The following is a 21203-nucleotide window of genomic DNA, read 5'->3' on the forward strand; positions in this document are numbered from 1 at the left end:
TCCATCGACCTGGAAAACCGAGTCGATTATGGATTCAAAGCCAAACGTTCAAGTCGGTGAAGTTCGCCAATATCCCCCAATCGGCTCCCTCTCCCTCGGGGAGAGGGCTGGGGTGAGGGGCTTTTGATGTTAAAGGGCCGTTCAGCTGTAAACCCAACCCAACCCGTACCAATGGGCTATACCTGAACCGGTCTCTTCGCCGTACTCAGGAGAACCCCATGAAAACCTCCGGCCCAAGTCCAGTCATCGCCCTCGAACAACTTGCCGGCTGTCTGCTGGTGAAATTCCACGGCATCCAGGTCGCCGCCTCTTCCCACGTCATGATTCTCAACGAAGCCAACTACCCGCCGGTCTATTACGTCCCCCGCGAAGACATCGACGAAAAGTATTTCGCCCGCACCGATCACACCAGTTACTGCCCGTACAAGGGCGACGCCAACTACTTTAGTCTGCAAGTGCCGGGGCATGAGGGCGCGAATGCGGTGTGGACTTACGAGAATCCGAAAGTGTCAGTGGCGCCGATCCGCGACTACGTGGCGTTTTATCCGGATCAGGTGAAGTTCGAGGTGATCAAGGTTGATGCCTGAGCAAAAAAATCGGCGAGGGTAAAAGCCCTCGCCGATATTTGTCTGGTTGAGTGTCAGTTCTTGTCGAGATCGATATTCTTCGTCTCACGCAAACAGATCATCCCCACCACCAGGCTCACCCCGGTAATCAGCACTGGATACCACAGCCCGTAAAAGATGTCCCCGGTGTACACCACCAGCGCGAACGACACCGTCGGCAGGAATCCGCCAAACCAGCCGTTACCAATGTGATACGGCAGCGACATCGAGGTGTAGCGAATCCGCGTCGGGAACAGCTCCACCATCAGCGCCGCAAGAGGCCCGTAACACATGGCCGAGATGATGATCAGCGCGACGATCAGCGCAACGATCATCGGCTTGTTGATCTGCTGCGCATCCGCCTGTTGCGGGTAGCCGGCGAGGGTGATTGCGCCGCGTAATGCCGCCTCATCGAAGCCGTCGAGTTTGACGTCACCGACGCTGATTTGCACCGCGCTGCCGGCAGGCGCAGCGGCGCTGGAGTAGGGCAGGCCTTGCTTGACCAGAAAGGTTTTGGCCTTGTCGCACGGGCTGTCGAATTTGGCTTTGCCGACCGGATCGAACTGGAAGGTGCAGGTCGCCGGATCCGCCAGCACAGTGATCGGTGCCTGGCGGCTGGCCTGATCAATCGCCGGATTCGCATAGTGCGCCAGCGATTTGAAGATCGGGAAGTACAGCGCCGTGGCCAGCAGCAAGCCGAGCATCAGCACCGGTTTGCGCCCGACCTTGTCCGACAGCCAGCCGAAGATGATGAAGAACGGCGCGCCGATCACCACGCTGATGATCAGCAAGGTGTTGGCCACCGCCGGGTCCATTTTCAGGAACTGGGTGAGGAAGAACAGCACGTAGAACTGCGCCGCGTAGAAGGTCACCGCTTGCCCGGCGTTGATGCTGAACAGGGCGATCAGCACGACTTTGAGGTTTTCCCATTTGCCGAAGGATTCGCGGATCGGCGCTTTTGAGGTTTTGCCTTCCTCTTTCATTTTCAGGTACGCCGGCGACTCGTGCAGGCTCAAGCGAATCCAGGTGGAAATGCCCAGCAGCACGATCGACAGCAGGAACGGAATGCGCCATCCCCAGACTTCAAACTGATCGCCGGTGAAGTAGCGGCAACCGAGTACCACCAGCAGCGACAGCAGCAGGCCGAGGGTGGCGGTCGACTGAATCCAGCTGGTGTGGAAGCCGCGTTTGCCAATCGGCGCGTGCTCGGCAACGTAGGTCGCAGCGCCGCCGTATTCACCGCCGAGCGCCAGCCCCTGAAGCATGCGCAGCACCACCAGAATGATTGGCGCGGCGATGCCGATGCTGGCGTAGGTCGGCAGCAGACCGACGCAGAACGTCGCCACGCCCATCAAAATGATCGTCGCGAGGAAGGTGTATTTGCGCCCGATCATGTCCCCCAACCGACCGAACACCAGCGCCCCGAACGGCCGCACGATAAAGCCTGCGGCGAAGGCCATCAGCGCAAAGATGAACGCCGTGGTGTCGTTGACGCCGGCGAAAAACTGCTTGCTGATCACTGCCGCGAGGGCGCCGTAGAGGAAGAAGTCATACCACTCGAACACCGTCCCCAGTGAGGAAGCGAAGATGACTTTGCGTGTATCCGGGCTGGTCTCCGCGCTGCGCACGGCGTCCAGCGGCTGAACGTGTTCTGACATATCGGTATCCCTCACAGTGATTGTTTTTGTTGTTCCACTGGTGCTCGATGTCCATGAATCAAACGCATATCCCCTGTAGGAGTGAGCCTGCTCGCGATGGCGGTGTATCAGTCAACACAGATGTCGAATGTTATTCCGTCATCGCGAGCAGGCTCACTCCTACAGGTACGGTGTTTACAGCTTTGGAATTGAGAATGAGTTGAGCAGCCTTTTCCGCAATCATCAGCGTAGGCGAACACGTATTGCCCGAGGTGATGCGCGGCATGATCGAGGCGTCGGCGATGCGCAAGCCGGGCACGCCGTGTACACGCAGCTGTGCGTCGACCACCGCCTCAGCGTCGTTGCCCATGCGACAGGTGCCGACCGGGTGGAAAATCGTCGTGCCGATCTTCGCCGCCGCTTGCTGCAACTCTTCTTCGCTTTGCAGGTTGGCGCCGGGCAGATACTCGACCGGTTTGAAAGCCCGCAAAGCAGGGGCGCTGACGATGCGTCGGGTCAGGCGGATTGCGTCCGCTGCCACGCGCAAATCTTCCGGATGGCTCAGATAGTTGGGCTGAATCAACGGCGCCTCCTGTGGATCCGCCGAACGAATATCAATGCGTCCACGACTCTGCGGACGCAGATCGCAAACCGACGCGGTGAACGCCGGGAAACTGTGCAACGGCTCGCCAAAACGCTCCAGCGACAGCGGCTGCACGTGGTACTCAAGATTCGCCGAGGTCTGCTCCGGTCCTGAACGCGCAAACGCGCCCAGCTGACTTGGCGCCATCGACAGCGGCCCGCTGCGGTCATACAGGTAACGCAGGCCCATGCCCATCTTGCCCCACACGCTGCCAGCGATCTGGTTCAGCGTGCGCGCATTTTCCAGTTGGTAGATCAGGCGTAACTGCAGGTGATCCTGCAGATTGCCGCCGACTCCTGGCAGCTCATGAATCACGCCGATTCCCAAGCGTTCGAGCAGTGGCCGAGGACCAATCCCCGAACGCTGCAAAATACTTGGCGAACCGACCGCGCCGGCGCACAAAATGATCTCCTTGCGCGCCTTGAACTGTTTGCTCTGGCCTTCATGACGCGCACTGACTTTGCACGCGCGACCGTTTTCCAGCAGAACCCGATCGACTTCAACCCCGGTCAGCACCGTCAGATTCGCCCGGTTGCGCAGCGGTTTCAAAAAGGCCTTCGCCGCATTCCAGCGCACGCCGGCCTTCTGATTGACCTGAAAGTAGCCGCAACCCTCGTTATCGCCCTGATTGAAATCATCGATGCTGGCGATGCCGCTCTGCTCGGCAGCGCTGCGAAACGCGTCCAGAATCGGCCACGACAGCCGCTGCTGTTCCACCCGCCATTCACCCTTGGCGCCGTGAAATTCAGCCGCACCGGCAAAATGGTTTTCGCTCTGTTTGAACAGCGGCAGCACATCATTCCAGGCCCAGCCCGGATTGCCCTCGGCGGCCCAGCCATCATAGTCGTTGGCCTGACCACGCATGTAGATCATGCCGTTGATGGAAGAACAGCCGCCCAGCACTTTGCCGCGCGGATAACTCAGCGCGCGGCCGTTGAGGCCCGGTTGTTCTTCGGTCTTGAAGCACCAGTCGGTGCGCGGGTTACCGATGCAGAACAGGTAACCGACAGGAATGTGGATCCACGCATAGTTGTCGCGCCCGCCGGCTTCCAGCAACAGCACACGCTGCTGCGGATCCGCCGACAGCCGATTGGCCAGCAGACACCCGGCAGGGCCGGCGCCGACCACGATGTAGTCATATTCATCGAGGGAAGTCTGCATTCCCTGACCTCGCTTTTTGTTTTTATTGTCGGACACTCTAGTTGTTAGCTTTCGTCAAAAGAATGTTAGTTTTTGCGCAGCCGCTGTGCGTTTTTGAACAGCCTCACTAGACGATAGCCGACAAGGACACAGCATGTTCGACTGGAACGACCTGCGGTTTTTTCTCGAACTGCAACGCAGCGGCCGCCTGCTCACGGCCGCCCGCCGTCTCAACACCACCCACGCCACCGTCGCCCGCCACATCGAAGCCATCGAAAAAAGCCTCGGCACTGCATTGTTTGTTCAGCACGCGCAAGGCTATGAGATGACCCCGGCGGGGGAGGCGCTGCTCAAGCATGCCGAGGCGATGGAAAATGTTGCGTTGTTGGCGCAGGAGGAAATCACCCAGTCGACAGCACCGTTGGGCAAAATCCGCGTAGGGGTGACGGAAGGGCTCGGGATCAAGTTTCTCGCCAGCCGCATGATCGGCCTGTTCGAACGGTATCCGGGACTGGAAGTGGAACTGGTCGCGGTGCCGCGCTTTGTCAGCATCCTCAACCGTGAGGCGGAAATCAGCATCCATCTGGAGCGCCCGGCGGCAGACATGCTGGTGACGCGCAAACTCACGGACTATCGACTCGCGTTATACGCCAGCCAACGCTATCTCGATAAGGCACCGCCCCTGCAAAGCCGCGAAGACCTCGGGCGGCATGCGTGGATCGGTTATGTCGATGATTTGCTGTTCAGCCAGGAACTGATGTTTCTCAACAGCTTCTGCCGCAGTCCTCGGGTGGTGTTTCACAGCACCAGTGTCATTGCGCAGCAGGAAGCGGCGCGGTCGGGATTGGGCATTGCGGTGTTGCCTTGCTACATGGCCGAATCGGATCCCGATCTGGTGCCGTTACTGCCGGATGAAAGCATCGAGCGCAGCTACTGGATCAGCACGCGGCGCGAGTTGCACAAGTCGGTGCGGCTGCGGGTGGTCTGGGATTATGTGGTGGGGTTGTGTGAGGCGGAGCTGGGGTTGTTGCTTAACCTTTGAGATCAACAGCTCGCAGCCTTCGGCAGCTCCTACAGGAGCCGGTGTAGGAGCTGCCGAAGGCTGCGATCTCTTGATCTTGTTTGACCGTATATATGGATATCCGTATATTCGAATCTTCATATGCGCCGAGCCCGTCCCATGATCACCCCCACCGACGTCTTCAAGAGCCTCGCCGACGAAACCCGCGTCCGCGCCATGCTGCTCATCGCCGATCAAGGTGAACTCTGCGTCTGCGAGTTGATGTGCGCACTCGGCGACAGCCAGCCGAAAATCAGCCGCCACCTCGCGCAATTGCGCAGCAACGGCCTGCTGCTCGATCGCCGTCAGGGGCAATGGGTCTACTACCGCCTTAATCCGCAACTGCCCGATTGGGTTCGTCAAATCCTCCAGGTGACGTCCGGGGCCAACGCCGATTGGCTCAAGGACAACGCCGCGCGCCTGCAGAGCATGGATGGCCGCCCGGTTCGCGAAACCGCCTGCTGCTAAGGGAGCAAACACCATGCGAATTCTGTTTATGTGCACGGCCAACAGCTGCCGCAGCATCCTCTCTGAAGCCATGTTCAATCATCTGGCGCGCGCCGGATTCGAGGCCGTGAGTTCAGGGAGTTTCCCCAAAGGCCAGGTGTTGCCGCGCAGTCTGTCGACGCTGCAACAGGCCGGCATTGCCATCGATGGCTTATCCAGCAAGGGCAATGACGCGTTCGAAGACAATCCGCCGGATATTGTCATCACCGTCTGCGACAAGGCCGCCGGTGAAAGCTGCCCGGTGTACTTCGGCCCAGCGCTCAAAGCCCATTGGGGCCTCGCAGATCCCTCGGATGTGCTCGGCGACGATGCCGCTGTGGACGCGGCGTTCGCTGCCACGCTGGCGATCATCGAGCGGCGCTGCGCGACCTTTCTCGGTCTGCCCTTTAAAGCACTCAGCCGCGCTGAACTCCAGCGTGAGCTGGATCGTATCGGCTCTCTCTGAGCTGGAGGACATATGTCAGAACAACTGCCCAATCTTGACCATTCTTTGTTCGAAGGCTTGCAGACGTCTTCTTTGGATCAACACAAACCGCGCATCCTGCTGCTCTACGGCTCGACCCGCGAACGCTCGTTCAGCCGTCTGCTGGTAGAGGAGGCCGCGCGCCTGCTCGAACACTTCGGCGCTGAAACGCGGATCTTCAACCCGTGCGGCCTGCCGCTGCCCGATGACGTCCCTGTCGATCACCCCAAAGTGCAGGAACTGCGCGATCTGGTGTTGTGGTCGGAAGGGCAGGTCTGGTGCTCGCCGGAACGTCACGGCGCCATGTCTGCGGTGTTCAAGGCGCAGATCGACTGGATCCCGCTGGAGCTCGGCGCCGTCCGCCCGACCCAAGGCAAAACCCTCGCGGTGATGCAAGTCTGTGGCGGCTCGCAGTCGTTCAACGTGGTCAACCAATTGCGCGTGTTGGGCCGCTGGATGCGCATGTTCACCATCCCCAACCAGTCCTCGGTGCCGAAGGCCTATATGGAATTCGACGAAGCCGGGCGGATGAAGCCGTCGCCGTTTTATGATCGTGTGGTGGATGTGATGGAGGAACTGGTGAAGTTCACTGTGCTGCTGCGTGGCCAACAGACTCATCTGGTTGATCGCTATTCCGAGCGCAAAGAAACCGCCGAACAACTGATGAACCGCGTCAATCAACGCTCGATCTGAGCATATCCGGCCGGCTGATTGCATCCGGCCCATGCAACTAAGACCCACGCCACAGGTCACTGAATCAGCGGAGGTTGATTCAATTCGCACAACCTCGAACATCGAAGACGCTGCCTGTGGCCATTCAGCTCGATCGTCGCAACAACCTGTCACTCGACAGCCTGAATTTTTTCCTCGCCGACGTGCGCGATGGGCTCGGCCCCTATCTGGCGATCTACCTGTTGGCGGTGCATCACTGGGATCCGGCGAGCATCGGTGCGGTCATGACCCTTGCCGGGATCGCCGCGCTCATCACGCAAACACCTGCGGGGGCGCTGGTCGATAACACGCGTTACAAACGCGCGATCATCGCCATTGCCGCGCTTTTGGTCACCGGCAGTTGCCTGCTGCTGCCCTTCGTTAGTTCATTCAGTCTGGTCGCCTTGACGCAAGCGCTCAGCGCCGTTGCCGCATCGGTTTTCGCTCCGGCGATTTCGGCGATCACCTTAGGGATTACCGGACCACGAGCCTTCACCCGCCGCACCGGGCGCAACGAAACATTCAACCACGCCGGCAATGCCTGCGCGGCGCTGCTGGCAGGGTTATTCGCCTACCTGTTCGGTCCGGTGGCGGTGTTTTATCTGATGGCGGTGATGGCGCTGGCCAGCGTGGTTGCGATCGCCTTTGTGTCGCCAAAAGCCATCGACCACGATGTGGCGCGAGGGCTGGATCCCGGCGGCGCGGGACATGGCACGCAACCGTCGGGTCTGGCGGTGCTGCTGACGAACAAACCGCTGTTGTTGTTCGCGGTTTGCTGCGCGCTGTTTCACCTGGCGAACGCCGCGATGTTGCCGCTGGTAAGCCAGAAACTCGCCCAGGCTAATTTACACATGGCCACGCCACTGACCTCGGCCTGCATCGTCGCCGCGCAACTGGTCATGGTGCCCGTCGCGTTACTGGTCGGGGCCAAGGCCGATCTTTGGGGACGCAAACCGTTGTTGCTCGCAGGCTTCCTGATTTTGCCGTTGCGCGGCGTGCTCTACACCTTGTCCGATGATCCTTATTGGCTGGTCGCGGTGCAGTTGCTTGATGGCGTTGGCGCGGGGATTTTCGGCGCGCTGTTTCCGGTGGTGGTTAAGGATCTGACGTTGGGGACCGGGCATTTCAATGTCAGTCTGGGTGCGCTTTCGACTGCGTTCGGGTTGGGTGCGGCGTTGAGTAATGGCCTTGCCGGGCTGGTGGTTGAGGCGGCGGGTTACCGTGCGGCGTTTTTGACGTTGGCGGCGGTGGCGGGAGTGGCATTGGTGTTGTTGTGGGTGGCGTTTCCTGAAACCTCAGTTACACCCGGCAGGAATGAACTTGCTCACGAAAGGGGGGTGTCGGCCGACATTTGATTTGCATACCTGGCGCAATCGCGAGCAGGCTCATTCCTACAGGTTGCATTCTCATTCTTTCAGCTGTTCTGCCGATGCAGTCGCAATGAACTTCAAGGATTTACTTCATGTACAAGGCTGTTGCCGTTCTTGCCTTTGCGGCTTTCATCTGCGGTTGCCATTCCATCGGCAGCAGCAACCCGTTAGGCGATATGTATCCGATCCTGCGATGTGTTTCCCTTTACGATAAAGATGACATTACGTCAGATCAGGTCGATACCATCCGTTACCTTGCCAAGCAGGAAAACGGCTGCACAATGATCCTCGGCAAACTGTACGAACGTGGACACGGCGTACCTCAGGATTATCAGCAAGCCAAAGCCATTTATCAGGCCGCCGCCGCAGTAAATCCAGCAGCCTATTCCCGACTCGGCACCATGGCGGCAGAGGGCATCGGCGGGCCGGTGGATCTCGTGGCGGCCAGAGACTTCTATCTGCGCGCCACTGCCCATCCCGGTAATACGGAAATCGAACTCAAAGTCGCCGCCTATCTGGAGAACGGCATCGGTGGTGCGCAAGATCTGCCAAGTGCGCTGGAGCACTACTTCAATGCCGGCAAGGCGGGTGGCAGCGAATCCTGGAAAGGAGTCGAGCGACTGCGTGCCAAAGGTGTGGCGATGACCATTGAGCAGCAACAGCGCTACAACAATCTCTTTGTCGCCATGGTGCGCAGCGACCTCGAGACTTACATAGAAACGGCCGAGAAAACCCTCGAAAAAGTCACCACTGCGACGCAACCCGGGAAACCGGTTCAGGTGCAGCTTGCGTACATCCCCGGCACGTTGGTACCAGTGATTTCGCTGTACGCCAGCTGCGGCGATAACGCGATTGATCAGAAGGTGATGCAGGGGTTCAAGGATTATCGCTTTCCCGGTGACCCTATCGTGCCAGCGGGCCAGAAGAATTATCAGGCAATTGCCTCGGTCAGGACGGATGGGATGACACCGATGGAGCGGTTTTATCAGGACCGCAAAACAACCCGGTGATCGCGAACGCAGGGGAGTAGTTGCCGGATCGCCACTTCCCGGCCACTCTATGCCCAGACGACAAGGAGCGTCAGCCGACCCTCCGTCGCGATCACAGGGAGCTTGCAGCATGAGCGAAGACAGCAAAGTCAAAGGCCCGGCGTCCTATTTCCCCTCCATCGAAAAGAAGTACGGCCAACCGATCGATCACTGGTTGAACCTCCTTGCCGGCCTCGGCGACAAAAAGCACATGGAACGGGTCGCCTGGCTCAAGTCCGAGCACGGCATGGGCCACGGCCACGCCAACGCACTGGTTGCGCATCATCTGGCGAGCAGTAAACAGTGAGGGCAGGGCGGCCATGAACGTCGGCCACCGCTCCAACGAAAATACCGCCGGCCTGCTGCTCTATCCGAAACTCGGCTTCGAGCCATTTGCCATTGAAGAGCGCCTGGCACCGGGCGGCGGACGACCTGTGCGGCGCCAGACCCGACTCAGTCTGCCTTCAGAATGTACCGATGGTCTGAAGCGATGCACTGAAGGTTAAGGTGACCTGGTTGCCAGGGCCTGACTGCTCGGTGACTACATCGTTAGGAGGATTCTCGTTGCGAACGATGCATTTCCACTTAATGACGTCACCGGGCTTTGCGTTGCTGAATTTTATTTTGCCGGACCAGGTAGGGTAAGGAGAGGGACTGAGTCGGAAAGCCTTGGTTGGATCACCATTCCCCAACTCCACAACATCTCCCACTACATAGACGCTATAGCCCGGCTTAGTGATGCCGTTATCACAGCGAAAATTCGCTTCGAGATTAAGGTACGTCCAGGTGGCGCCGGCATCGGCAGCGGCCGGCAGTATTGCCGACAGCAGAAACCCCAGCGGTAACAGGCAGCGAATCGGGTTCATGATCAATCCTCGGCTATCTTCAGTCGAGCCAGCCTAATCCCCATCGCACTGGAAATTACCTGTAAGAACTGACAGTCCTTTAGAGCCATTCGCTATAGTCGAAAACGCTGCTTACAACCTGTGAAAGTTGTCAGCGGTGTTGATCCCCTGAGGCTTGTAGTCTCGAAGTCAACCTTGCAAAACCGGCTGAAATCCGGCCAGATCGGTTCAGGATTTCATACCTTACAAGGATCGATCAATGCCGCTGAGCTTCCACAAGATGCACGCCAACGGCGACGATTTCGTCCTGGTCGACACCCGCAACAGCGCCAACCCGATCACCAGCGAACTGGCCCGGCGCCTGGGCGACCGTCATCTAGGCATCGGCTTCAACCAGCTCGCCGTGGTGCTCGACTGCGATGATGCCGATGCGCGCCTGCAATTCTGGAATGCCGACGGTTCAGCGCTGGATGTCTGCGGCAGCGCAACCCGTGGCGCCGCCGATCGACTGATGCGTGAGGCCAGCGGCAAATCGATCACTCTGCGCACCCAGCGTGGGCTGCTTATCTGCGAACGCACGCCGGGCGGCTTGATCGCCGTCGACATGGGCCAGCCGCTGTTCGACTGGACAGACATTCCCCTGGCGCAGGCGTACGACACGCTCGCACTGCCGTTGCCTGGCGATCCAAGCGCCTGCAGCATGGGCAATCCGCACTGCACGTATTTCGTCGACGACCTCGGCAGTGTCGACATCGCCAGCCTCGGCCCAACCCTCGAAAGCCACCCCTTGTTCCCGCGCAAGACCAACGTTCATTTCGTGCAGATCATCGACCGCCAGCACATCCGCCTGCGCATCTGGGAACGCAACGGCGGCATCCCGCTCGGCTCTGGCTCATGCGCCTGCGGCGCCGCCGTCAATGGTATCCGCCGGGGCCTGCTTGACCACACCGTCGAAGTCGAATGCGACGGCGGCCCCGTCAGCGTGCACTGGAGCGGTACCGGCAACGTCACCCTCAGCGGCCCGGTCGAACACCTCTACTCCGGCACAATCCCCGACACACACCTGTAAAACCACTACCAACCCCGCAGGAGCAAAGCTTGCTCGCGAAAGCGTCCTTCTTAACAGCAAATCACTACTTGTTTAAACGACGCCTCCAGCAACCCATAAAGCCCTACAACGTCTTGCGCCGTTGCCTACGACTAAGCCAGAATCCGCCGGCTTGTGCGTCTAGGTCGCGGGTTTTATCGTCTGTCGGTCACTGAAAAACAGTGATCGGGTTTGGTAGCCCTGAGTTTTCGTAGATTGCATAAGCATCATGATTCGCAGTGTCTGTTCGACACGGCTTTTATGGTGGTCATGCACAGGGCGTCTTCGGGCGCGCCGGTTTTCTACGTCCCGGTCTACCAACCTGCGCATGGCCGCCACCCTCGTTTGGTAGCGAGAGTGATGGCTCCTTTTTTTGACGTAGGAGCTTCATCAATGATCAAACCAACACCCAACCCACCCGAAACCGACCCCACATCTCCCTACGAATCCCTCGACTCCAAGCGATTCCACGAAGCCGCCGAACGGGCTCTCGACCACTACCTCAAACCCGCCAGCCAAATCATGGCCAGCCCCCAACAACCCGAACGCATGTACCTGGCCAACCCGAAGTACGACAACGAATCCCTGCTCGCCAACGCCAGCGAAACCCTCGGCTCCGCCAGTGAAATGCTGATCAACTTCGCCGCCATGCTCGACACCTCCCACCGCAAAACCGCGCTCGGCATCGCCCAAGTCGTGATGCTCGGCGAAATCGCCGTCAATCAAGCGCTGGATAACGTCGAAATCGCCAGCTAACCCCCACCCCGACGAGGGGAAACCCTCGTCGAACCCCGCGGGCACACCTTGGCTGGCACACGGCCACGGCTTGCGCGCAAAAGTCTCGGCTGTCACCCTTCGGGCCGTTCTCAAGGATCAGAGCCAGGAAACATGGATGAGTGGCTACGTACCCAACCCCCCGAAAAATTATCGTTACGAAGAAGCCAAACCCGTCGATATTCACGCCCAGCGTTGGGCGGAATATGAGAAGCACGGGAAAGAGCCTGCGCGCGAACCTGAGAAAATCGGGATCGCGTTGAGGATTGGGGTTTTCTTTGATGGCACTGGGAATAATGCGAACAACACGGCGGCTGGATTGCTGTGTGGGGCGCAGCATCCGATTGCGCCGGAAGATATTCCTGCTAGCTGTCAGCCCTATATGAGAGATCCGGACAGCAGTTATGGCGCCGGGCCTACCAATGTGAAGAAATTATTTTCCTTATATAAAAAGACCCAGAAAGCCGAGGGAGATGGCTTTCTAAAGGACGTATCAAGCCCAATTTATGTCGAAGGTATCGGCACCGACAGCAATAAAAAAGACAGCGTCGTGGGCTCCGGAATGGGGCGGGGTGAGACTGGTGTTGTGGGGCGTGTGCAGGCGTCTTTTACGCAAATAAAACAGGCTATAGAAGAAGCACTGCAAGAAAACCCCAACTGTGAGATAGCCTCTCTGACTTTTGATACATTCGGTTTCAGTCGTGGGGCCGCCGCTGCACGGCACTTCTCGAACGAAGTCGTGCGGGGTAAGCAGGGTGCTTTAGGAAGTCTGCTAAACAGTAACGCCAGAGATTTCAGCCGCGACTTTGATAGCCAATTCGGAGGCGGCATCAAAATGGGATTCATCGGGCTATTCGATACGGTGCCCTCCATAGCCGGCTTTATCAATTTTGGTCGCGTGAAGAGTCCCATCGCTCCTGGTGTGAGGCTTTACTTGGATCGTCGATACTTCACGGATGTAGTCCACCTCGTAGCCCGTGATGAATGCCGCGCCAATTTTGCCCTCAGCCGAGTAAAACCCGTACATCCTGAGTTCGCCTTTCCCGGGGTCCATTCGGATATAGGCGGCAGCTATCTCGATGAAGTCGAGGAGTGCGTTCTAGTCAGTCCTATGCAAACTCTCGCGGTACCGCTGTATGTCGACGTTTCAACCACGTCGATTTATCAAGATGCTGCGCGTGTGAAAAACGAGTGGATTGCTAAAGGATGGCCGGCTCATCTACTGGAAATTGTCACCCCCGCTTCCTTCGAAATACCCCAAGAGCATCAAGACAGACTTTCGCCGGGGCAGAAGCGCGTGTTCGCCGCTCTACAACTAAAACGTCCCGTCAGCGGTAAGCTCTCAAGGATCTACCTGAGAGTCATGTATCAACTGGCAAAAGAAAAGGGTGTTCAGTTTTCCGACATACCTGAAGATGACGAATACTCCGTCCCCGCAGAACTCCAATCCCTGTGTGATCGATTTCTCGCCGGAAACTACAGAACCACTCCAGAGGATGAATCTCTGCTTAAGCTCAAGTACATCCACGCCTCCGCGAACTGGAATCATCCCCTCGGAAGAAGAGACGGAAGCGGTATTGATGCTGTTTACATCAACGCCCCGACGCAAGACGCGATCCGTGTACAACACCCCCACGTACCTGATTGGAAGCTTTGGTGATGAAGGTAGCGATAGCTTTGCTCTGCGTTCTACTGTTGATGGGCTGCCAGACCGGAGGTTCCGAAAGTGGAGAAAATGACCCTAAGTCTCCTTGGTGGCAACTAGGATTCGTTGAACCGAGTTATATGAAAATCTGGGTGGAAGACAGCTCAGTCCTCGACATCAATAACATGATGTTTTTCAGAGTCGGCGCAAAATCCGCCCCCGGAGGCGAACCAGAAGATGGGACGGAGTCTGCCCGAGGTTGGGGAGCTGTAGGTGGCTCCGGGGTTCCGGTTACCGGCGCTGATCTTCCTAGGATGATCTTTGTCCGTTGGCAGTCCATATCAGAGCAAAAAACCTATAAGGGCTTTATAGAAATTCCAGAAGAAGCGAGGCAACTGATGGTGAGGTCAACACATCATCGCTGCCCGGAGACTCCAGAAAGAGCCGCCCGATATATGGCTACGTTGTATGTGGGCCTAGCCCCTGGCGGTGTGCTTCAAGCTTGGGTCAGAGATTCATGCCACCGTCCAATAAAAGTTGCCCATGCCCAGGGAGAGATCGAACCGTTAGGCCCGGAGCAGGGAAAACACGGTGGTCGTTACGCTTATCCAGTGAGTGAAAAGGCGAAGCGGTATATCGACAAGTACGGCATTCCGTACGGGAGTTGGTAAACCGTCAGCCAATGAAGCAACTCATTACGATGCTGTGCATCTTGCTGGGCACTGGATGCCAGGTTGCTGAACCACTATCAGCCAAAAACGACCCTAAATCCGAATGGTGGGAACTGGCTTTTACGGAGCCGGATTACATGAAGGTTTGGGTGGAGAACAGTTCTGTTCAAGACATTAACGGCAGGATTTTCTACAAAACCGGCGGCGGCACCGCTGCGGGGGGAGAGCCTGAAGATGGCACGGAGTCCGCCCGAGGTTGGACAGGTGGGGTAGGCGGCAGTGGAAGGAGAGTGGTGGGAGCAGATTTGCCTGTTCGCATCTGGGTTCGCTGGCAATCGATTGTCGAACAGAAAACGTGGCAGGCATGGGTAGAAATCCCAGAGGAAGCCAGACAGTTGATGGTGGCGTCCGTCAATCAACGTTGCCCGCAAACGCCTGATCAAGAAGCAAGATTTATGGCGTCGGTTTATTTAGGGTTGGCCCCCGGTGGTGTTGTGCAGGTTTGGGTAAGAGACTCTTGCCACCACCCGGTCAAAGTCGCTCGAGCGCAGGCAGAAATTGAGCCGCTAGGGCCGAGCCAAGGTAAGAACGAAGGGCGTTACGCTTATCCGGTGAGTGAAAAGGCAAAGCGGTATATCGACAAATATGGCATTCCGTACGGAAGTTGGTAGTCGTGACACTTAACTGAATGGATCTTTTGTAATGAAAGCAAGGATTGCGCTGCTGGGCGCTTTATTGTTGTCCGGCTGCCAAATCACAGGCCCAGAAACCGGCGAAATGACCCTAAATATCCATGGTGGGAGTTAGTGTTCGTTCAGCCGAATTACATGAAGGTCTGGGTAGAGGACAGCTCCGTCCAAGACATCAATGACAGAATTTTCTTTCGCGCTGGCAAGAGCACTGCTGCTAGCGGTGAACCCGATATCAGCACAGAGTCTGCTCGTGGTTGGGGGGCAGTATCGGGGACCGGGAGACCTGTGACGGGCGCTGATCTTCCAAAACAGATCTTTGTCCGCTGGCAATCCATAACAGAGCAAAAAACCTATCAAGGTTTCATCGAAATTCCGGAAGAGGGCAGGCAACTGATGGTGAAGTCAACACACCAGCGTTGCCCGGAAACACCGGAGAAAACCGCGCGGTTTATGGCGTCGCTCTACGTGGGTCTCGCTCCGGGCGGCGTACTCCAAGCATGGGTCAGAGATTCATGTCGAAATCCGGTTGAGGTCGCCCGAGGTAAAGGTGAGATAGAGGTTTTGGGGCCGGAACAAGGGAAGCACGGTGGTCGTTATGCCTATCCGGTAAGTGCGAAAGCTAAGCGATACGTCAAAAAGTACGGCATTCCGTATGGAAGTTGGTAGGAGGCAGGCAGAAGATATTTCTCCTACCTGTCTTCCAGTACCGTGGTTTTGAGTAACCATCTTTGACAGTTGCCGTGTCAATGGTGGGTTCAACGGAGGTCCGCTTTCGGCCAAAAGCAGTCATCCTGGTTTAGCATTATCTGGAATGACTTAGGTTTCGACATCAAATCTGCCCAATAGCGCGGCGCCGTCAGTGGCACCTAAAATTTGATCGATCGCAGCGATTTTTTGGGATGCGTCGTCGAGCGCAAAGTCAGCATTGGTGTAAACAGCCTCCGCCTCGTTATGAAGTGCATAGGCAATATGCGCCGCCACGCGAACATTCGTCGGGGCGTCTACAACGCTACCCAGATAATCAACAAGTAAAGTCTTGATCTCTAGCAATGCGAGGGCGAGTAGTCTGTTTTGGTCTGTCTGCATATCGGGAACCTGGATATTGCAATGCGGGGTTCGAAACGAATTTCCCGAGGTTATACAAAACGTTGGATAGGCAAAAGCAAATGACCGCTCCGGGGCCGAAACATTTCGCTTATGACAGGCTGCTTCTGGCCGAAATCCGCCCCATGCGCAATTTTCCCATCACTCCGAGTATTGCCAGATCAACGAATCCACACACGACCTCATCCAGCAACGATGTCAAACGCAGTACCCCCCAAAACCTCCCCATTAACAATCATTCGCACCCCATGCCGCCCCACAAAATGCTTCCGCGTCGTAAAATCCCTAATCACCTGCCGCCTCCCCACAACCTCCCTCGCAGACCCCGCCAACACCACCGTCTTCAACTTAAAAACCTTCCTAGAAACCCCGCCATTCGCCTTCACATAGTCAATCGCATAATCAATCACCAGCCTCTGCTCATGCGCCACCGTCGACTTCACCACAAACGACAACGTAATCGCTTCCCCCAACCTCACCACCGCCGGCTCAACCCGCACATCCAACAACTCAACCTCAGCCTTCGCCCCGGCACCAATCACCGTCAGCGCCCGCAAATCCCCCTGCTTGATCAAACTCCGCAACGCATGCTTGGCAATCCAAGCCGTGTGCTTGTTCTCCAGCGACCAACCTTCAATCGCGTCCAACACCCACTCCGGATGCACCTTCGTCACATCATTCAAATGATTCGCCACGGACTTGCGCACGTACAAACTCTCATCCGCCTTCAACCGATCCAGTATCCCGGCGGCCAACTGCGGATCCGCCTGCACCGCGTCCAACCGAAACGACCAAGGCAGGCGAGGGCGGCTGCCTTCGCTGGCGAGTCGTCGAACGTGGTGGTTTTCGTCTCGGGTCCAGTCGTGCATCCGTTCCAGCGAGCGCTCCAGGTCGCTGCGCAGAAAGTGGCGGATGGCGAATTCGGAGGAGCCGAAGGTGGTGAAGTACTTCAGCGCTTCCATCGAGGTGTCGAACGCGTGGCCGCCGTAGCTCGCGACGTAAAGCGGCAGGCACATGCTGACGAATCCGCTGTTCAGCCGTGGCGCGAGTTCGAAAAGGACTTCTAGGGAATCTTGGTAATCCAGCGGCAACACGGCGTGCAGGCTTTCGCTGACACGCGCCATGCGTTGCATCACTGATAATTCAGCGAGTCCATCCTGGGCGTGTTTGAGAAATGCCTTGGCCTTGAACGCCGGGTACACGGCGCTCATTTCGCGGGCGATGTGTTGCAAGCGCTCGGCGTTGAAGATTTCCTTTAACGCCGGGGCGGCGGTGTCGGTGGTGCTCATGGTCAGGTCATCGGGGTGCTGACGAACGCTTCGAGGCTTTCCGCGTATGCAGTGTATTGGGCGATGCGCGGGTAGCGGTCGTTGTCGATCTGGTCGGGTACGACGAGGCCGGTGAAGCTCCAGGCGACCGCAAGGCTGATGCCGTCCTGAGCTAGGGTGCCGTCGGTGGGCAAGTGGTAGTTGTCGAGTTCTGTTTCCAGCGCGCTGAACGCGGCGGCGAGTTGGCCTTCGACGCGTTCGACCCACGGTTGGTACTGAATGTCGGCGGGGCGCAGGTTGCGTTCGTAGTAGAGCTGAACGGCTTTTTCGCAGGCGGCGAGGCTCAGGCCGATAAGGCGCAGGGCGCCGGCGCGTTGGCTCAACTCGGTCGGCAGCAGGCTTTTGCCTGAAGCAGACTCGAGGTAGTCGAGGATCAGCGTCGAGTCCATCAGCACCACGCCGTCATCGAGAATCAGCGTCGGCGCCTTGACCACCGGGTTGATCTGCTGGAATTGCTCGAAGTGGCGAAACACCGAGACCGCCTCATGTTCGAGGTCGATCCCTAAGCGTTTGGCGGAGATCGCCACGCGCCGCACGTAGGGGGAATCCAGCATTCCGATCAGTTTCATGACGCGTTCCTTCAAGTCGAACCGGTGGGGAAGGCATAACCTAGCCGAGCTTGAAGGAATTGTCAGTCGTCGAAGCCGACCTGTTCGTGAATTTCGTCGACCTTGAGTTCCAGGCGATAGGCGACGGCGATGAACAGCGCCTGGCACAGGCACAACGTCGCGCTTAGCGAGCGGAAGGCGAAGGAGCTGCCTTCGTTGACCAGCAACACGGTGTTCGCGCGTTTGGCCAGTGGCGAGAGGTTGCTGTCGGTGAGGATCAGGGTTTTCGCCTGATGGTGCTGGGCGATGCGCAGGCAGTGTTGGGTTTCCTTGGCGTACGGGGTGAAGCTGATCGCGATGACCAGGTCGTTGGCGCGCACGCTGCGCATCTGTTCGCGGTAGCTGCCACCGAGGCCGGAAACCAGATGGATGCGCTTGTTGGTGTGTTGCAGGTTGTAGACCAGGTAGTCGGCGACGGCGAAGGAACGGCGCACGCCAACCACGTAGATATTGTCGGCGTTGACGACGAGGTCGACGGCTTTGTCGAAGGCGGCGTCGTCGAGCTCCTGGCCCAGGCGTTCGATGCCGGAGAGGGTGGCGTCGATGCATTCACGGGCGAGGTCGCCGCCGCTGGCCTTCTGCGACTTGTTGGCGATCATGCTGCGGATGCGTTGCTGGTAGTTCTGCACCGGCGTGGCTTTGTGCGTGTAGGCCTCGCGAAACAAGGCCTGCATTTCGCTGAAACCGCTGAAGCCGAAGCGCTGCGAGAAACGCACGATGGCCGACGGGTGCACTTCGCACTCGCGGGCGATGTCGCTGATGCGGTCGACCATGATCCGGTCGCTCTGCTGGCTCATGTAGCTGGCGATGCGTTTGAGCTGGCGCGGCAGGGCTTCGTATTCTTCGGTGATCAGTTGCAGCAGGCGCTCGGCATTGATCGGGGGGCTGGCGAGGTCGCGCTCGGAGGTTTGCTCGTCGGTAGCCGGCTGATCGGTGCGGGACATAAAGAATCCTTCTGGCTTGTTCTTATAGGGCTGACGAATCGGTCAGCCCCTGACAATAGGTGGGCTGTGCGCAGTCTACAGGGTAGGCCGGAATAAAATCTGCGGCATGCAATCGGCGCTCACGCTGCTGAATCGATGCACTGGGGCTGGAACGGTCGTACAAAAGTTTATTGGAAAAAATATTCCACGTAAAAATTATTTGGAATATTTATTGATTGTTCGGTTCCAGTCGTTTTAGTCTGCATCCACCAAGAGTGTTCGGCACGGCCACCGTCCCGAACGCAGGCTGATAAAAATAACAGGAGCCAGCATGGGCCAGACTCGTTTTGCCAGTGGGCGTCAATTGGATCTGATTTGCCTGGGGCGCCTTGGCGTCGATCTCTATGCGCAGCAAGTCGGCGCGCGGCTGGAGGACGTTTCCAGTTTCGCCAAATACCTCGGCGGCTCCTCCGCCAATATCGCCTTCGGCACTGCGCGGCTGGGCCTCAAGTCGGCGATGTTGAGCCGGGTCGGCGACGATCACATGGGCCGTTTCCTGCTCGAATCGCTGGCCCGCGAGGGTTGCGACGTCAGCGGCATCAAGGTCGATCCGGAACGTCTGACCGCTATGGTCCTGCTCGGTCTCAAGGACCGCGAAACCTTTCCCTTGGTGTTCTACCGCGAGAACTGCGCCGACATGGCGTTGCGCACCGAAGACATCAGCGAAGCCTTTATTGCCTCCAGCAAAGCCTTGCTGATCACCGGCACGCATTTCTCCACCGATGGCGTCTACAAAGCGAGCATCCAGGCCTTGGAGTACGCCGAGAAGCACGACGTCAAACGCATTCTCGACATCGACTATCGGCCGGTGCTGTGGGGTTTGGCCGGTAAGGCGGACGGCGAAACCCGTTTCGTCGCCGATCAGAACGTCAGCCAGCATGTGCAGAAAATCCTCCCGCGTTTTGACCTGATCGTCGGTACTGAAGAGGAGTTTCTGATTGCCGGTGGTTCGGAGGATTTGCTCACCGCGTTGCGCAATGTGCGGCGCGTCAGTGCGGCGACATTGGTGGTCAAACTCGGTCCGCAGGGCTGCACGGTGATTCACGGGGTGATTCCGGTGCGTCTTGAAGACGGTGCGATTTTCCCCGGCGTGCGTGTTGAAGTGCTTAACGTGTTGGGTGCTGGCGATGCGTTCATGTCGGGGTTCCTCGCCGGTTGGCTGGAGGACGCCAGCGATGAGCGCTGCTGCCAGCTCGCCAATGCCTGCGGCGGTCTGGTGGTGTCGCGGCATGCCTGTGCACCGGCAATGCCGACCCGCGCCGAACTCGATTATCTGTTCAACAGCACGGTGCCGATCACCCGGCCGGATCAAGACGTCACCCTGCAGCGTTTGCATCAGGTCAGCGTGCCACGCAAACAGTGGAAGCAGCTGTTCATTTTTGCTTTCGATCATCGCGGGCAACTGGTGGAACTGGCGCACAAGGGCGGGCGCGATCTCGACGCGATCTGCCAGCTCAAACAACTGTTCATTCAGGCCGTGGAGCGCGTCGAAGCCGATTTGCGTGAGCAGGGCATCGAGGCCGATGTCGGGCTGCTGGCCGATCAGCGTTTCGGTCAGGACTCGCTGAACGCCGCCACCGGGCGTGGCTGGTGGGTGGCGCGCCCGGTGGAGGTGCAGGGTTCGCGGCCGCTGGCGTTCGAACATGGGCGCTCGGTGGGCAGCAATCTGATTGCCTGGCCGCAGGAGCAGATCATCAAGTGTCTGGTGCAGTTTCACCCGGACGATGAACCGCTGCTGCGCCTGGAGCAGGAGGCGCAGATCAAGGGTTTGTATCAGGCGTCGCTGGTCAGCGGGCATGAGTTGCTGCTGGAGATTATTCCGCCGAAGGATCTGCCGTCGGCGCATCCGGAGGTTTTGTATCGCGCGCTGAAACGTCTCTACAACCTCGGGATTTATCCGGCGTGGTGGAAGATCGAGGCGCAAAGTGCCGAGGAATGGCAACAGCTCGATGAGTTGATTCAGGAACGTGATCCGTACTGCCGTGGCGTGGTGTTGCTGGGGCTGAATGCGCCGACGGCGGAGTTGGCAACCGGGTTTCAGCAGGCGCGCCAGAGCCGGACCTGTCGCGGGTTCGCCGTGGGCCGGACGATTTTTCAGGAACCGAGCCGCGCGTGGATGGCCGGCGAGATCGACGATGAAACACTGATCAGGCAGGTGCAGGGCACGTTTGTCGAATTGATCGAGGCGTGGCGCTCATCGCGCAGCTAAGCATTCACCCCGAACCCTGTAGGAGTGAGCCTGCTCGCGATAGCTGCGTCAGGTAACCCTGAATTGAATGTGCCACCGCTATCGCGAGCAGGC

The 21203-nt window shown here is 58.1% G+C and carries 21 protein-coding genes and 1 pseudogene; 15 read left to right on the forward strand and 7 right to left on the reverse strand.

Translation table 11 applies throughout. The features are described from left to right. The first annotated feature begins 218 nt into the window (after positions 1–218). Positions 219–587: a DUF427 domain-containing protein gene (locus CQ009_RS04060; RefSeq protein ID WP_105704949.1), complete on the forward strand. Its 369-nt coding sequence runs from the start codon at positions 219–221 to the stop codon at positions 585–587. Between the two features lie 53 nt (positions 588–640). Here CQ009_RS04060 and CQ009_RS04065 read toward each other — a convergent pair whose 3' ends face one another. Both CQ009_RS04065 and CQ009_RS04070 read right to left on the reverse strand, forming a co-directional pair. Then, positions 641–2263, reverse strand: a complete 1623-nt coding sequence (locus CQ009_RS04065; RefSeq protein ID WP_064389360.1) for an MFS transporter — start codon at positions 2261–2263, stop codon at positions 641–643. Positions 2264–2393: 130 nt separating this feature from the next. Then, positions 2394–4046 (reverse strand): GMC family oxidoreductase, encoded by a 1653-nt coding sequence (locus CQ009_RS04070; protein WP_105704950.1) that lies wholly within the window; start codon positions 4044–4046, stop codon positions 2394–2396. Positions 4047–4179: 133 nt separating this feature from the next. Between CQ009_RS04070 and CQ009_RS04075 the strand changes: the two genes are divergently transcribed. The 7 genes from CQ009_RS04075 to CQ009_RS04105 all read left to right on the forward strand — a co-directional run bounded on the left by CQ009_RS04075 (position 4180) and on the right by CQ009_RS04105 (position 9471). Beyond that, positions 4180–5067, forward strand: a complete 888-nt coding sequence (locus tag CQ009_RS04075) for a LysR family transcriptional regulator (protein WP_105704951.1) — start codon at positions 4180–4182, stop codon at positions 5065–5067. Positions 5068–5205: 138 nt separating this feature from the next. Then, positions 5206–5553, forward strand: coding sequence for a metalloregulator ArsR/SmtB family transcription factor (locus tag CQ009_RS04080; protein WP_105704952.1), 348 nt, complete (start codon positions 5206–5208; stop codon positions 5551–5553). Between the two features lie 13 nt (positions 5554–5566). Beyond that, positions 5567–6037: an arsenate reductase ArsC gene (locus CQ009_RS04085; RefSeq protein ID WP_105704953.1), complete on the forward strand. Its 471-nt coding sequence runs from the start codon at positions 5567–5569 to the stop codon at positions 6035–6037. A gap of 12 nt (positions 6038–6049) precedes the next feature. Continuing rightward, positions 6050–6748 carry an arsenical resistance protein ArsH gene (arsH, locus tag CQ009_RS04090; protein WP_064389365.1) on the forward strand — a complete coding sequence of 233 codons (699 nt, stop codon included), beginning with the start codon at positions 6050–6052 and terminating at the stop codon, positions 6746–6748. Positions 6749–6864: 116 nt separating this feature from the next. Continuing rightward, positions 6865–8121, forward strand: coding sequence for an MFS transporter (locus CQ009_RS04095; protein WP_105704954.1), 1257 nt, complete (start codon positions 6865–6867; stop codon positions 8119–8121). Positions 8122–8228: 107 nt separating this feature from the next. Beyond that, entirely contained in the window at positions 8229–9146 is a 918-nt protein-coding gene (locus CQ009_RS04100) for an SEL1-like repeat protein (protein WP_105704955.1), read from the forward strand. 109 nt (positions 9147–9255) lie between these two features. Next, a complete protein-coding gene (locus tag CQ009_RS04105) occupies positions 9256–9471 on the forward strand; it encodes a DUF4287 domain-containing protein (RefSeq protein ID WP_064389368.1) in 216 nt (71 codons plus the stop codon). Positions 9472–9628: 157 nt separating this feature from the next. On the opposite strand, the gene CQ009_RS04115 is transcribed toward CQ009_RS04105, so the two are convergent. Further along, the gene (locus tag CQ009_RS04115; protein ID WP_105704956.1) at positions 9629–10030 is read right to left on the reverse strand and encodes a carbohydrate-binding module family 20 domain-containing protein; all 402 of its coding nucleotides are present in this window, start codon (positions 10028–10030) and stop codon (positions 9629–9631) included. Between the two features lie 238 nt (positions 10031–10268). Between CQ009_RS04115 and dapF the strand changes: the two genes are divergently transcribed. The 6 genes and pseudogenes from dapF to CQ009_RS04145 all read left to right on the forward strand — a co-directional run bounded on the left by dapF (position 10269) and on the right by CQ009_RS04145 (position 15544). Then, entirely contained in the window at positions 10269–11078 is an 810-nt protein-coding gene (gene dapF / locus CQ009_RS04120) for a diaminopimelate epimerase (RefSeq protein WP_105704957.1), read from the forward strand. A gap of 411 nt (positions 11079–11489) precedes the next feature. Continuing rightward, a complete protein-coding gene (locus tag CQ009_RS04125; protein WP_064389370.1) occupies positions 11490–11852 on the forward strand; it encodes a DUF6124 family protein in 363 nt (120 codons plus the stop codon). A gap of 136 nt (positions 11853–11988) precedes the next feature. Continuing rightward, entirely contained in the window at positions 11989–13530 is a 1542-nt protein-coding gene (locus CQ009_RS04130) for a DUF2235 domain-containing protein (protein WP_105704958.1), read from the forward strand. Continuing rightward, complete coding sequence (locus CQ009_RS04135; protein WP_105704959.1) at positions 13530–14186, forward strand: DUF2931 family protein; 657 nt, start codon at positions 13530–13532, stop codon at positions 14184–14186. Before CQ009_RS04130 ends, CQ009_RS04135 begins: the two co-directional genes overlap by 1 nt. Before the next feature lie 11 nt (positions 14187–14197). Beyond that, positions 14198–14857 carry a DUF2931 family protein gene (locus CQ009_RS04140; RefSeq protein WP_105704960.1) on the forward strand — a complete coding sequence of 220 codons (660 nt, stop codon included), beginning with the start codon at positions 14198–14200 and terminating at the stop codon, positions 14855–14857. Positions 14858–14888: 31 nt separating this feature from the next. After that, positions 14889–15544: pseudogene (locus CQ009_RS04145) on the forward strand (DUF2931 family protein). 150 nt (positions 15545–15694) lie between these two features. Here the strand turns inward: CQ009_RS04145 and CQ009_RS04150 are convergent. The 4 genes from CQ009_RS04150 to CQ009_RS04165 form a co-directional block, all read right to left on the reverse strand. Further along, positions 15695–15964, reverse strand: a complete 270-nt coding sequence (locus tag CQ009_RS04150; protein WP_064389996.1) for a hypothetical protein — start codon at positions 15962–15964, stop codon at positions 15695–15697. 200 nt (positions 15965–16164) lie between these two features. Continuing rightward, positions 16165–17271, reverse strand: a complete 1107-nt coding sequence (locus CQ009_RS04155; RefSeq protein ID WP_105704961.1) for a DNA alkylation repair protein — start codon at positions 17269–17271, stop codon at positions 16165–16167. 2 nt (positions 17272–17273) lie between these two features. Next, positions 17274–17879 carry a glutathione S-transferase gene (locus tag CQ009_RS04160; protein WP_064389380.1) on the reverse strand — a complete coding sequence of 202 codons (606 nt, stop codon included), beginning with the start codon at positions 17877–17879 and terminating at the stop codon, positions 17274–17276. A gap of 62 nt (positions 17880–17941) precedes the next feature. Then, the gene (locus CQ009_RS04165; RefSeq protein WP_064389381.1) at positions 17942–18862 is read right to left on the reverse strand and encodes a MurR/RpiR family transcriptional regulator; all 921 of its coding nucleotides are present in this window, start codon (positions 18860–18862) and stop codon (positions 17942–17944) included. Positions 18863–19172: 310 nt separating this feature from the next. Here CQ009_RS04165 and iolC point away from each other — a divergent pair, with 310 nt between their 5' ends. After that, complete coding sequence (gene iolC, locus CQ009_RS04170; RefSeq protein ID WP_105704962.1) at positions 19173–21110, forward strand: 5-dehydro-2-deoxygluconokinase; 1938 nt, start codon at positions 19173–19175, stop codon at positions 21108–21110. Positions 21111–21203: the final 93 nt, after the last annotated feature.

The organism is Pseudomonas sp. MYb2, from assembly GCF_002979955.1.
Lineage (GTDB): Bacteria > Pseudomonadota > Gammaproteobacteria > Pseudomonadales > Pseudomonadaceae > Aquipseudomonas.